A 13,667-nucleotide genomic window follows, 5' to 3' on the forward strand; every position below is an offset into this window, starting at 1 on the left:
TTTGTGAAGAAATTATTATTTACTATAGAAGATAAAGCGATTGCAGAATTATTTGGAAGACAAAACTTTAGTACAAAAGAATCTGCAATATTTGAATTGGTAAAAAATTCATATGATGCTGGTTCAAAAGAATGTATTGTTGAAATAAAACAAACTGAAAACGAAGAGTTTATAAAGATTATTGATTTTGGTTGCGGGATGAATGAAGAAGATATTAAAAAAAATTGGATGCATGTAGGAAAAAGTAATAAAGGTTACATTGATGAAAAAATATCTAAGAGAGTGCTAGCAGGAGCAAAAGGTGTTGGAAGATTTGCTTTAGCTAGATTAGGAGATGAAATAGAAATGACTTCTCAGAAATTAGATAGTTATCCTATTATTTGGAAAACAAATTGGGAGTCATCTTCAATTTTAAACTTACCTAATAAAATTAAGTCTGGAACGGAAATAAAAATTAAAACTTTAAGAGAAAAATGGAAAGAAAAAGATAAGGATAAATTAATTGAATTTTTGAGTAGAGCATATTATGGCAATGAAATGAAAATTTCAGTTATTTATAACGAAACAAAGGAAGAAGTACAAGAATTATTTTCTAAATTAAAAATGGGGATAAATTATACAAGCAAAATTTTATTAGATTATGTATCAGAAGATAATACTTTGAATATTGAAGTAGTATCAGATGAGTTTAAAAAAGAAGTACAAGAAATTTCTAATGATTTCAATATTTTGAATTTTAATATGACTAAAGATATGAGTGAAGAGCTTAGTTCTAATATATTAAAAGAAGAATTTACAAAAGAAACTTTAACAGATGTAGGAAGTTTTAAAATGGAGTTATATTTTGCTATGGATAGAGTTCCAGTAGATGCAACAGAAAAATTTATGTATAAACATGGAACTTTAATTGATCCAATAAAGTCTGGGATAATTTTATATAGAAATGCATTTAGTATTTCGTCACTAGAAGGAAAAAAAGATTGGATTGGATTAGGAGCAAGAGCAAGAAAATCACCTGCAGCAGCAACCCATCCTACTGGAGCATGGAGAGTTCGTGCAAACCAATTATCAGGGTTCGTTCAAATTGATAAAAAGAGGAATAATTTTTTAATAGATTTAGCTAACAGACAAGGGTTAGAAGAAAATGAATATTATGAATCTTTTTTAAAAATAATTGACTCAGGAATAAAAGAATTTGAAAGATATAGACAAAATATTATTCGTGTAATAGATAAAAAAAATAAATCTTTGACTGAACTTGAACCCAAAAAGACAAAAATAATGGATCGTTTTATAAAAAATCCAAAGATAATTGAAAGATTACCTAAAAAAGATATAAAAAAATTAGCTACTGAGATGGAAACTATAAAAAAGACAGTAACTCAGCAAACAAAAGAATCTAAAGAAAAAGAAGCAAGATATAAATATGATGTTAGAATATTAAATTCTTTAGCAACTCAAGGATTAAAAGCTGGAGCAACTGCTCATGAATTTCATGCAGATAGAAATAAATTAGCTAAAGGGACAACTCTTATTATAGATGCATTAAAAAAATATGAGTATTGGGAAGAATTAAAATCCCCAGATAAGACTAAATTTGCTTATGCTAATGTTCCACAATTGCTTTTAAGTCTTGATAAAATTAATAAAAAATTAGGTATTTTTTTAGATACAATATTAAAGAAAATGAAAAAAGATGCTTTTACTTCTCCAATAAAATCATTAGAAAAAGAATTAAAATTTATTATTAATAATTGGAAAAAAGATTATGAGTGGTTAGAAATAAAATTAAATGGAAAAAACATAGAATTAGATAAATATTCTTTTACTGCAGATGTATTAGATGTAATATTTGATAATTTAATTTTAAATAGTATACAAAATAATCAATTAAAAGATAAATTAATTATAGAAATAGATTATTTAATTAAAAATAATGTTATTAATTTTAGCTATAAAGATAATGGAATAGGATTAAATAAAAAGTACTTAAAAAATCCATTTAAAATACTAGAAGTACATGAAACATCTAGAAAAGATGGACATGGACTAGGGATGTGGATTATTAACAATACCCTTCAAATGTATGGAGGTCAAATTGATAAAATATTAAATGATGATGGATTTAAATTAGAATTTCAATTTATTGGAGGTTAAAAGGTGAATAAAAAAGAAATAATAAAAATATGTTATATTGATGATGATTTTGATGTTCAATTATCAAAATATTTAGTAGAAAATTATATAGTTGATAAAAAGGATAATATTGAAATAGATTATAGCGAATATAAATTTAATACAGAGGATAATTATAAAAAATTATTAAAAAAAGATATTGTAAAACAAGCAAATATTATTCTTATTGATTCAAGGTTATTCGAAAATATGTCAAATAAAAAAACTAAATTCACAGGAGAAAAGTTTAAAATAATTTTAAGACAAATTTATCCTTTTATTAAAACAGTTGTAATTAGTCAAAATGAAACAACTGAGGAATCTTCTGTTGTTAGTAAATTTAAACAAGCAGAGAGTAAAGGAATAAGTTTTGTTGAGCATTATGATGACAATTTAAAAAAAATATTAGATGAAAATATAAAGTTTATTTTAGAAGAAAGAAAAACTTTAGAAGAATTAAATGATGATGAATTCATTGATGAATTATTATTAGAAACAATAGATAAAACATTTAATGGATTAGAATCCTATTCTGAATTTGAAAAAAAGGAATTAGATAATTTGATAGAAGTTTTTGAAGAAGTGAGGTCTCATTATGATAATCAAAAATGATTATAGAAATACTTCATATACTTTGGTAGATTTTTCTATTGATGATAAAAAAGAAAAGTTTATGAAAGAATTTAGGAAAAAACATAAAAGGGCAAAAAATGTATATACAATAGTTAAAGAAAAGCAAAATGAATTTAATAGACCATTTAGAGAAATTTATAATAATAGATGTGTTTATTGTGGTGTTACAAATCAAATAATTACAGATTCTAATTTTGAAGTAGACCATATCTTTCCAAAATCAAAAGAAGGAGAAACTTCAATTAATGTAAATGGAATTGATAATATAGCTTCAGCTTGTAAAACTTGTAATCGAGGAAAAAGTGATTATACTTGTAAGGATGAAAATTTTGATAAAATAAACCCTGATAAAAACTTTCTTCCACATATATTTTTTAGAGAAAAGGATTATTCGATTCAAATAAAAACTGATTATATTTTAAATGATGATATAAAGGCTTTATATAATGCTCTTGAATTTGGAACACAACTTAGAAGAATAGATTATTTAGTTATGCAGTTAAAAGACTTTTGTGAAAAATATTCAGAGGAATCTATTATTGAAAAGATGAATAAAATTATTTCAAAATTAGAACAAAATCGTAGAGAAATATATTAATATAGTTAAGATAAAAGCTGGCTTTTCTAGCCAGTTTTTATAGATTAATGAAGACCAGGACAACTTCCTATCCTATAACATCAGGCTACAACGCAACTGCGATCGCCAAGCCCAGTTCTTAGCTTGATGACATTGATCCTTCCGCTAACCTTGAGGTATATAAGATATACAAATCGGCCTTAACGTGATAGGACTAAGCTCACCAAGCTCTTCGCATCATATTACCGTGGAACCATTACACGAAAACTAGGAAGGAAGTTATGGACAGATTAATCAAAGAAAATAATGACCAAAAGTAATTCTTGAAAATATAAACAATGAAATTTATGATGAAAACATAGTACATGAATTAGATGCAATAAGAAATGGTTGTTATACAAATTCAAGTGAATTTTTAGGAGAAAGTTTATTGGTGTTGAGAAAAATAATAAAAAATAAAATGTGTTCAAATAATTATGTAACCGAAAGAATAAAAAAGGTTATTAAAGAAATCGAATATGTTTTTATAATTAGTAAGAGAGGTTGATATGGTATGAATAATATTGAATTATCTAATCAATTAGAAAGAATAAAAATTGATAGTAGTAGATTATTTATAAATAAAGAGGTCGACTGTTCGTATTGTTTAATAAAAAAAGGTAGAAAATGGATTTTTTTCTTTACAGAAAGAGGAGAAAGAAGAGAAGAAAAAACTTTTAAAGATGAAGATAGTGCTTGTAACTATGCTTTGAATTTTATTAAAAATATGTATTTAGAAACAGATACAAAAGAAAGACTAAAAAATAATCCTGTTTTAATAAGGAATTGCATTGAAGCGATTAATTTATTAAGAAACAATGATGTTATAATTGATGATGGATTATTAAAAAAAGAGATAAGTGAAATAGAAAATAAATATAATATTGTTTTTCCGCCAGATTTAAGAGAATTTTACTCATATGGTTTACCAGTTTCTAAAGGTTTTATTAATTGGAGAAATAGTGATCCTGAATATATTAAAACAATAAAAGAAAGGCTAAGTTGGCCATATGAAGGAATTATTTTTGATATAAAAAATAATAAGTTTTGGATAGAAGAATTTGGAGAAGAACCAACAGAAATAGATGAAAAGATTCGCAAGTTTTCAGAATACTTTAAGAAAGTACCAAAACTTATTCCTATATACGGTCATAGATATATTCCGATAGAACCTTATGAAGAGAATAATCCAATCATATCAGTATATCAAACGGATATTATATTTTATGGAGAAAATTTGTTTGATTATTTTAAAATAGAATTTGGTAAAAAAAATTATGAAGTTGATTATAATAAAGTTAAAAAGATTAGATTTTGGAGTGAAGTTGTTGAATGAAATTTGAGGAGCCATCGTGTAACACGGTGTATATTCCATCTTTTCACAGGTGCATAGCGTAAATTAGGAACAAATTAGGTACTGTTCAAAGACGGCATATTACACCGGGAACGTTATTAGAGATTTTTTTATTTCTCTAGAGATTTAGTTGGCTTCCTGTCAACATTTAAAAATTATAATGTAATGAGATGCTATCTAAATAAGAAAAGTAAAAGATTGGAGTGTGATATAATTGAAAAATAAAATTATTATTAAAAAAATTTGGAATGATGATGATGTAATTGAGTTTGAAATTTATTTAATTGATGAAAATTTTAAATTTAGAACAACTGTATATACTGGGAATTTTGAAATATCTGAAACCTATAAAAAATTAATTGAATTTGGCAGTCTGATACCTAATAAGAAAAGCTTAATTGAACTTGGAGGATTTGGGGAGAAATATGCTAATGGAGCAATAAGTTTGGAATTACAATGCAATTCACGAGGTATAATTCATTTGGAGATAGAAATGGAAACTGAGTTTTATGAATTTAATAAAAGAAATATTTCAGATAAATTATTATGCCATAAAAAAACTGATCCAGCACTATATGATAAATTTGTTAAAAATTTCAAAAGAATTGAAAAATTTGAACTTGGAGAAGAAATTGAGTTTGAATTAATCTAAAATTATATTGAAAGAATTATTATTTATTTGTGGAGGAAAAATGTTTGAAATTAAAATTTTAGAAGACTTATCAAAGAGCGGTGAATATTCTGAATATAATTTTGGGAAGACTAATGACTTGCTATGGATTTTGTTTTTAAATTTAGAGACAGGAGAAGAGTGGATAGGAAAATTTGATATTGGGATTAGAAATAAAAGTAAGATAAAAATTTTTCAAAATAATACTGCTATAATTTTAGCAAGGGGAAATATTTATATAGTAAATTGCAAAATAAAAAAAGTGCAATATATTTTTGAATATGATGATTATGAAGATATTGAAATTGATCTTGTTAATAACTATATTATTATAACTGATGGACTTTATATTTCTGTACATGATAAAAATGGAAAATTTATCAAAAAAACAAAGCGAATTAGTTTAGATGGGATAGAATTTATAGAAATAAAAAATGGAAAGGTATATGGTAGGTTAAATGATCTAACTTTTGAATGGTGTGATTTTAAATATAATATTGTTGAAAATGAAGTTATCAGTAAATGGAGTTTTATAGCTAAAATATTGAGAATCGGATAACAATGTGCAGAAGCCATCATTTCGAGAAACGCTACGCTGACTCTCAATGACGGCTTCTGGCACTGAACCGTTATCTACAACTTGGTCTTAAAAAAAATATGTACCTTTGATGGACATGTCAAGAGAATGTGGGCGTTTTTTTTATTTTTCTGGACCTATTTAAAAATATGGGCAAAAATGGTATAATTAGGTACATATTGATTAGGAGGGATTTGAGCATGAAAATAGATTTAGAGAAACCTTTTAACGAATTACCATTATTATCACCAAATATTCAATTAGAAACGATTAATATTTTAAAACAATTAGCAAAATCACATAAAGCTCTTGCTGAATTAAAAGGATATTCAGAACTTATACCTAACAAAGATATTTTAATAAACTCTATTATTTTAAAAGAAGCAAAGGTTAGTTCTGAAATAGAAAATATCGTTACTACTCACGATTCAATATACAAAGCTTTAGTTTCAAAAGAAACTTTTATTGATAGAAATACAAAAGAAGTTTTAAATTATCGTTCTGCTATTTGGAAAGGAGTTTCATTAATTAAAGAAAATGATATTCTAACTACGAATATGATAATTGAAATTCAAAAAGAACTTGAAAAAAATGATGCAGGAATTAGAAAAGTTCCAGGAACATCGTTAAAAAACGATAAAACAGGAGAAGTAATTTATACTCCGCCAAGTGGTGAAGCTATAATTATGAACTTAATGTCTAATTTAGAAAAATACATTAATCAAGATTCTGATGTTGATGATTTAATAAATATGGCAGTAATTCACTATCAATTTGAATCTATTCATCCGTTTTATGATGGAAATGGTAGAACTGGAAGGATAGTAAACGTACTTTTCTTAGTTTTAAAAGATTTACTAGAAAGTCCTATTTTATATTTAAGTAATTATATTATTAAAAATAAGTTTGATTATTATAAGTTATTACAAGAAGTTAAAACAAATGGAAACTGGGAAGAATGGATTATTTTTATGTTAAAAGCAGTTGAAGAAACATCCATAGAAACATTAAGCATGATAAGAGGTATTAAGGATTTACTTGATAAGACAATTGAAGATGTAAAAGAAAAAGCACCTAAAATATATAAAAAAGAATTAGTTGAATTATTATTTTATCATCCGTACACAAAGATTTCTTTTTTGGTTGAAGAAGGCTTTGCTGCTAGAAAAACAGCATCATTGTATTTAAAAGAATTAGAAAGTATAGGAATATTAGAAGGAATAAAAATTGGAAGAGAAACAATATATATTAATAAAAAACTATTTGAATTATTGAGGCAAAGTTAGACGCTATAGATAACACATCGATATATGGCACTCCAATCGGCAAGCCTTAGCCGCGCGGGAGACAGGACTAAGCTCACTAACAGCAGAGCTAGTTTGCTACGTCCTTCTAATGCCTTTTCGCATCATATCATTGTGGGAACGTTATACAAAAGACTCAATTAATTTATTGAAGAAAATTGGAGGTATGTTATGAAAGCAGTAATCTTAGATATGTATGGTGTGATATTAAAAGAACCAGGAGAAGGCTTTATATCACATGTGCATAAGACATTTTCAGAATTAGACGAATCAGTGATTTTTAAGTATATAGATATGGCGGATGTGGGAACAATAACATCATTAGAGATGTTTGAGGCACTTGGATACAAGGGAGACCTAGAAGCCATTGAGAAAGAATATTTAGATACAATTAAGATTGATGAATCATTTTATGATTTTGCAAAGAACATTAAGAAGAAATATAAGCTAGGGTTAATCTCAAATGATTCCAGTAGATGGAGTGAGTATTTAAGATCAAAGTATAAGGTGAATGAGCTCTTTGACTCAATAAGTATAAGTGGTGATTTGAAATACAAGAAACCTGATCCACGGATTTTTAACCATTCACTTAGTAATCTTTCCTGTTTAGCTTCGGACTGTATTTATGCAGATGATAGAAGATACAATATGGAGGCTGCAAATGCAGTAGGAATTGAGAGTATTCTTTTTAATAGTAGGAAAGTTGAATATACAGGTAAGCAAGTAAGTAGCTTTCAAGAACTAACAAAACATATTATGTATGTGTTAAAAATTTTATAATTGTCAATTATCAAAACGGGGTGTTTATATTGAATAAAAAGAGAAGGCTGGAAATGAATTATAATCTGATTGTGCAGGGGCAGGGTTTTTCTTTAGGCGAGAAGACCTCGCCCTTGCAAGCCATAAGTTATATAGTATATATATCGTGTAAGAGTTGTATTGCATTGAAGATAAAACAGGGTGGATTAAACTGTCTTGTTTTGGTTTTTTTTGAAGATAATTAGATTTAAATGATGGAATAAGTGCATTTTAAAGAAAAAGGATGGTAAAAAAATAGACGAAGTGATATAATGCAATTCATTGATGGTACATAAAGTCTGATCATATAGTAGCAATTTCTATTTTTTATACTCGAATACATTCAACCTGAAAATTAAAAAATATTTAATAGAAAAATTAAATCTGTATTCATAAGAAAACATCATAAAAAAATTAATATTTATAAGGAGATGATGAAATTGATAGAAGTTAAAAACATTAAAAAAGAGTTTAAAACTTACAAAAGGAAACCTGGTTTTGTGGGAAGCTTAAAAGGGTTATTTAATAAAGAAGCAGTAATTACAAATGCAGTTGATGATGTAAGTTTTCATATAGCAGAAGGGGAAATTGTAGGATATATTGGGCCTAATGGAGCAGGGAAATCTACAACTATAAAGATTATGACAGGGATATTAACTCCAACTTCTGGAGAGTGTAAAATAAATGGAAAAATTCCATATAAAGAGAGAAAAGAGTATACAAAAGATATTGGAGTGGTATTTGGGTAGAGAACACAGTTATGGTGGGATTTACCTTTGGAAGAATCATTTTTGATATTAAAAGAGATATATGAAGTTGAAGATGATTTGTATAAAGAAAGAATGGAATTTTTAGACAGTGTATTGGAACTAAATAAATTTATATCAAGTCCAGTTAGAACACTTTCATTGGGGCAGAGAATGAGAGCTGACTTAGCTGCAGCATTATTACATAATCCAAAAGTTTTATATTTGGATGAGCCGACAATTGGATTAGATATTATAGCAAAAGCAAACATAAGAGAAGCTATAAAAGGTATAAATGCTAAGTATAAAACAACAGTAATTTTAACTACGCATGATTTAGATGATATAGAAAATTTATGCGAAAGAATGATAATGATAGACAATGGAAAAAAGATTTATGATGGAGAGATAAAAGCTATAAAAGAAAAATATGGAGAGATAAAAAAAATAAAAATAGATGTTAAAAATATAGATGAGTTTGAAAAATTAGATTTTCGAAAAGAGTTTAATTTAGAAAAAGAGGATTTAAAATTAAATATAGAAAAAAATAGCTTAATAATAGAATTTAACAGAAAAAAAAGTTCAGTATCAGATATTATCTCTTATATTCTTAAAAAAATAGATGTTCTTGATATAAATATATTTGAAACAGAGATAGAAGAGATAATAAGAAAAATTTACAAAAATGAGGTGGAGATGAATTGAAAAAAATAAAAATATATTTGCCATTTTTAACAAGTGTGTTTCAGAGAATGTTAAGTTTTAGAATTAATTTTTTTATGTTTACTTTTGGTGGGTTTTTGGAGACTTTTATAATATTTTATCTTTGGAAAGCTATTTTTATTAGCTCTGGAAAAAATATGATAGAGGGATTCAGTTTAAATGATATGCTTATATATGTTTTTATGAGTGGAATGATTGTTAGGTTGGTAAATTCAAGAGTTGTTAGAGATGTTGGAGAAGAGATAAGAGATGGTAGTATAGCTATGAATTTGATAAAACCAATAAGTTATAGAGGAAGACATCTATTTCAAGCAATTGGGCATTCTCTATTTCAATTTATTTTTATTGGAATACCTTTATGGATTGGAGTTGAACTGTATAGAGGGCTGGTTTTGAAAGAAAATATGATTGGCTTAGTAACTATTTTTTACTTTTTAATAAGTGTTATATTAAGTTTTTTATTGATGTTTTTTCTGAATTTCTGTGTTGGAATACTTGCATTTTTTGTAATAAATATTTGGGGATTAAATCATCTGAAAGGTACAGTTATATCTTTTTTGTCAGGGGAACTGATTCCAATAGCCTTTTTTCCATTATGGGCAAAAGGAGTTATGAAATATTTGCCATTTAGCTCAATTAATTATACCCCTGTAATGATATATCTCGAAAAATATCAAGGGAATATAATGCTGGAAAAAATTTTTTTACAACTATTCTGGGTAATAATTATGTTTGTAATATCTAATCTGTTATGGAAAAAATCGATATCAAGACTAACAGTACAGGGAGGATAAAATTTATGAAAAAATATTTTAAATTATATAGAATGTTTTTAGCTCAATATTTAAAAGGGTTAATGGAATATAGAGTAGATTTTTTTATTGGACTATTGGGATTCTTTTTAGTTCAAGCTACAGGAATAATATTTATTTATTTGATTTTTCAAAGGATACCAAATTTAAATGGATGGAGTTTTTACCAAGTTATGTTTATTTATGGATTTGCACAACTTCCAAGAGGGTTAGACCATATGTTTACAGATAATTTATGGGCATTAAGTGGTAGAATTGTAGCCAAAGGAGAATTTGACAAATATTTGTTAAGGCCAATAAATCCTTTATTTCATTTGATTGCAGAAGTTTTTCAGCCAGATGCTTTTGGAGAAATTATTGTTGGAATATTTTTAGTTGCAGTTGCAGCAGGAAAATTAGGAATAAGCTTTTCTATTTTAAATATATTGTTTTTTATTTTAGTAATAGTTTTTTCAACTATTGTATATACATCAATTAAAATTATATTTGCTTCACTAGCGTTTTGGATAAAATATAGTCAGGCAATAGTTTATATGGTTTATTCGTTAAGTGATTTTGCGAAATATCCTATAAAAATATATGCAGGATGGCTTCAGAAAATTTTAACATTTATTATTCCATTTGCTTTTACAGCATATTTTCCAGCAGGTTATTTTATAGGTAAAATTAATTTTGTATATGCAGCAATAGGAACAGTTTTGGCGGGAGTATTATCATTTATGGTTGCATATTTGGTTTGGTTACAAGGAATAAAAGTGTATGAGAGTTCGGGAAGTTAAAATATATAAAAAAATAGGAGAGTTAAGATGTTAAAAAAATGAATAGAATTAAAGGAACAGATCTGTTTATTATTAAAATGGAAATGTGGTGGTTGAGCTTTTCTAAGCGAAAACAGAATGAATAAATGAAATTGACTGATACATTTATTTACACCAACGGAGTATTAGCGATGGTATGTATACAAGGATATGCTTGGAACTGGAGAAGTCTTCCTTCTTCCTGAGAGAAATCACTTGAGCAATTAAATTCTATAACTGCAAGCCAGGAAATGAATTGAAAAAGAAGATGGTGGCGGGCTACAGTAAATTTTAGATAGGAGGATTAGAAATGAAGACAATAGGTTTAATAGGTGGTATGAGTTGGGAATCATCAGCAGAGTATTATAGAATAATAAATGAAATTGTAAAGAATCAATTAGGAGATTTACATTCTTGCAAGTCTATTATGTATTCTGTAGATTTTGCTGAAATCGAGAAGCTGCAACATGATGGAAAGTGGAATGAATTGACTAGCATAATGATTAAAGCAGCTCAAAGTCTTGAAAGTGCTGGAGCAGACAATCTTATTATATGTACAAATACTATGCACAAAATGGCTAATGAAGTTCAAGAAAGTGTTAGAGTGCCTTTGATTCATATAGCTGATGCTACCGGCGAGTGTATAAACAAAAAGGGATATAAAAAAGTAGGGCTTCTAGGAACTAAATTTACTATGGGAGAAGAATTCTACAGGGGGAGACTTGAAGAGAAATTTGGAATTGAAGTTCTTGTGCCATCTGAAGAAGATCAAAAGGTAGTTCATAAAATAATATATGATGAACTTGTTAAAGGTGTGATAAATGAACAATCAAGGAAAGAGTACAAAAATATAATAGATAAGTTTAGGAGTCAAGGAGCCGAAGGAGTTATACTTGGGTGCACAGAGATTCCATTGCTGATTAAGCAGGAAGACAGTAGTATCGAGATATTTGATACAACAATGATTCATGCTAAAGCTGCAGTTGAATCAGTTTTGAGGTGAATCAAGTTTTTGTACGGCGTATAACAGCGAGTTGGCGACATGGACAGGAACAAGAATGTGATACGTCGTCAACACACGGAATGTTATACGAAAGACTCAAGTAATTTATTGAAGAAAATTGGAAGTATGTTATGAAAGCAGTAATCTTAGATATGTATGGTGTGATATTAAAAGAACCAGGAGAAGGCTTTATATCACATGTGCATAAGACATTCCAGAATTAGACGAATCAGTGATTTTTAAGTATATAGATATGGCTGATGTGGGAACAATAACATCATTAGAGATATTTGAGGCGCTTGGATACAAGGGAGACCTATAAAAGATATTATAATATAGATAAAGTAAGCAAAGGGAAAGGTGATATTTATAAATATATATTTTGGAATTAAATATTATGAAAATCATAGCAATAAATTAAAAGTAAAAGAAATTATGACTATATTTGAGAGATACGGACATAAAGGAATAGATTATTATAAAAAAATATGAAGGAGTTATTAAAATGTATCCAATATTAGAATTTGATGAAGAAAGAAAATCGGTAATTAATCCTGAAGATTTTATCGAAAAATTAGAAAATTGTGAATATTGTGTAATTACTTTTTTTAAAGAAGTTTTGGATAAGTTAAATAATGAAGGTGAACTAAAATTGAAAAGTATGCACTATAGTGAAATGGGAGAACATCCTCTTTATGAAATAGAATTTGAGGGCAAGAAAATTGGGGTTTATTTATCTGGAGTTGGCGGCCCACTTGCAATTGGAATGTTTGAAGAAGTAATTGCACATGGGTATACTAAGTTTATTGCTTGTGGTTCTGCAGGAGTATTAGACAAAGAAATAGCAACAAATAAAATTGTAATACCAACTTCTGCAATTAGAGATGAAGGAATTTCTTATCATTATTTACCTGCTTCAAGAGAAGTTATAGGAAATGAAGAAACAATTATAACAATAGAAGAAGTATTAAAGAGTAAAGGAATTAGTTATCTTAAAGGCAAAACTTGGACAACAGATGCATTTTTTAGAGAAACGATAGAAAAAGTAAAAAAAAGAAAAGAAGAAGGAAGCGTTACAGTTGAAATGGAAGCTGCTTCATTTATGGCGGTAGCAGAATTTAGAGGAATAAAATTTGGACAAATTCTTTACGGGGGAGATGATGTAAGTGGAGAATATTGGGATACAAGAGAATGGAAGGATAAATCTGTAAGAGAAAAAATATTTTGGTTAGCTGTTGAAGCGTGTTCTAAAATATAAAAAGTACTTTTCATAACACATGATACATGCGAGATGGATTTAGCAACCTGGGTCGGGCCTAACGTCATCAAGTTAAGGATAATTTATAATTTTATATCGGGTTTGCCAACGGAAAAACCCCTACATTATAAAATAAATTAATACTGTAGGGGCTTGCCGTTGGCAAGCCCAGTTCTTAGCTTGATGACATTGGAGTCGGGC

Annotated in this window: 12 protein-coding genes and 1 pseudogene; all 13 read left to right on the forward strand. The window is 27.5% G+C overall.

The window, feature by feature from the left end; genetic code table 11:
• Positions 1-3 precede the first annotated feature (3 nt).
• The 13 genes and pseudogenes from RDY08_RS00255 to RDY08_RS00315 all read left to right on the forward strand — a co-directional run bounded on the left by RDY08_RS00255 (position 4) and on the right by RDY08_RS00315 (position 13,466).
• A complete protein-coding gene (locus RDY08_RS00255) occupies positions 4-2,157 on the forward strand; it encodes an ATP-binding protein (protein ID WP_307904439.1) in 2,154 nt (717 codons plus the stop codon).
• 3 nt (positions 2,158-2,160) lie between these two features.
• Positions 2,161-2,787: a hypothetical protein gene (locus RDY08_RS00260; RefSeq protein WP_307904440.1), complete on the forward strand. Its 627-nt coding sequence runs from the start codon at positions 2,161-2,163 to the stop codon at positions 2,785-2,787.
• The gene (locus tag RDY08_RS00265; RefSeq protein WP_307904441.1) at positions 2,771-3,406 is read left to right on the forward strand and encodes an HNH endonuclease; all 636 of its coding nucleotides are present in this window, start codon (positions 2,771-2,773) and stop codon (positions 3,404-3,406) included. The genes RDY08_RS00260 and RDY08_RS00265 overlap by 17 nt, the downstream gene beginning before the upstream one ends.
• A 532-nt stretch (positions 3,407-3,938) precedes the next feature.
• A complete protein-coding gene (locus RDY08_RS00270; RefSeq protein ID WP_307904442.1) occupies positions 3,939-4,760 on the forward strand; it encodes a hypothetical protein in 822 nt (273 codons plus the stop codon).
• A gap of 232 nt (positions 4,761-4,992) precedes the next feature.
• Entirely contained in the window at positions 4,993-5,430 is a 438-nt protein-coding gene (locus RDY08_RS00275; RefSeq protein ID WP_307904443.1) for a hypothetical protein, read from the forward strand.
• 40 nt (positions 5,431-5,470) lie between these two features.
• On the forward strand, positions 5,471-6,007 hold the full coding sequence (locus RDY08_RS00280; RefSeq protein WP_307904444.1) for a hypothetical protein: 537 nt from the start codon (positions 5,471-5,473) through the stop codon (positions 6,005-6,007).
• A gap of 218 nt (positions 6,008-6,225) precedes the next feature.
• Positions 6,226-7,311 carry a Fic family protein gene (locus RDY08_RS00285; RefSeq protein ID WP_307904445.1) on the forward strand — a complete coding sequence of 362 codons (1,086 nt, stop codon included), beginning with the start codon at positions 6,226-6,228 and terminating at the stop codon, positions 7,309-7,311.
• 189 nt (positions 7,312-7,500) lie between these two features.
• Entirely contained in the window at positions 7,501-8,109 is a 609-nt protein-coding gene (locus tag RDY08_RS00290; protein WP_307904446.1) for an HAD-IA family hydrolase, read from the forward strand.
• 452 nt (positions 8,110-8,561) lie between these two features.
• Positions 8,562-9,578, forward strand: a pseudogene (locus RDY08_RS00295) (ABC transporter ATP-binding protein).
• On the forward strand, positions 9,575-10,390 hold the full coding sequence (locus tag RDY08_RS00300; RefSeq protein WP_307904447.1) for an ABC transporter permease: 816 nt from the start codon (positions 9,575-9,577) through the stop codon (positions 10,388-10,390). Before RDY08_RS00295 ends, RDY08_RS00300 begins: the two are co-directional and overlap by 4 nt.
• 5 nt (positions 10,391-10,395) lie before the next feature.
• On the forward strand, positions 10,396-11,187 hold the full coding sequence (locus RDY08_RS00305) for an ABC transporter permease (RefSeq protein ID WP_307904448.1): 792 nt from the start codon (positions 10,396-10,398) through the stop codon (positions 11,185-11,187).
• A 328-nt stretch (positions 11,188-11,515) separates the two neighbouring features.
• Positions 11,516-12,208 (forward strand): aspartate/glutamate racemase family protein, encoded by a 693-nt coding sequence (locus RDY08_RS00310; protein WP_307904449.1) that lies wholly within the window; start codon positions 11,516-11,518, stop codon positions 12,206-12,208.
• A 505-nt stretch (positions 12,209-12,713) separates the two neighbouring features.
• Entirely contained in the window at positions 12,714-13,466 is a 753-nt protein-coding gene (locus tag RDY08_RS00315; RefSeq protein WP_307904450.1) for a nucleoside phosphorylase, read from the forward strand.
• Positions 13,467-13,667 lie beyond the last annotated feature (201 nt).

It is taken from the genome of Haliovirga abyssi, from assembly GCF_030295325.1.
Classification (GTDB): domain Bacteria; phylum Fusobacteriota; class Fusobacteriia; order Fusobacteriales; family Haliovirgaceae; genus Haliovirga; species Haliovirga abyssi.

Bases quoted from the DNA above. Each gene is read 5' to 3' on its own strand.
- RDY08_RS00285 (WP_307904445.1), top strand. From the start codon at position 6,226: ATGAAAATAGATTTAGAGAAACCTTTTAACGAATTACCATTATTATCA.
- RDY08_RS00310 (WP_307904449.1), top strand. From the start codon at position 11,516: ATGAAGACAATAGGTTTAATAGGTGGTATGAGTTGGGAATCATCAGCA.
- RDY08_RS00315 (WP_307904450.1), top strand. From the start codon at position 12,714: ATGTATCCAATATTAGAATTTGATGAAGAAAGAAAATCGGTAATTAAT.
- RDY08_RS00270 (WP_307904442.1), top strand. From the start codon at position 3,939: ATGAATAATATTGAATTATCTAATCAATTAGAAAGAATAAAAATTGAT.
- RDY08_RS00290 (WP_307904446.1), top strand. From the start codon at position 7,501: ATGAAAGCAGTAATCTTAGATATGTATGGTGTGATATTAAAAGAACCA.
- RDY08_RS00265 (WP_307904441.1), top strand. From the start codon at position 2,771: ATGATAATCAAAAATGATTATAGAAATACTTCATATACTTTGGTAGAT.
- RDY08_RS00305 (WP_307904448.1), top strand. From the start codon at position 10,396: ATGAAAAAATATTTTAAATTATATAGAATGTTTTTAGCTCAATATTTA.
- RDY08_RS00280 (WP_307904444.1), top strand. From the start codon at position 5,471: ATGTTTGAAATTAAAATTTTAGAAGACTTATCAAAGAGCGGTGAATAT.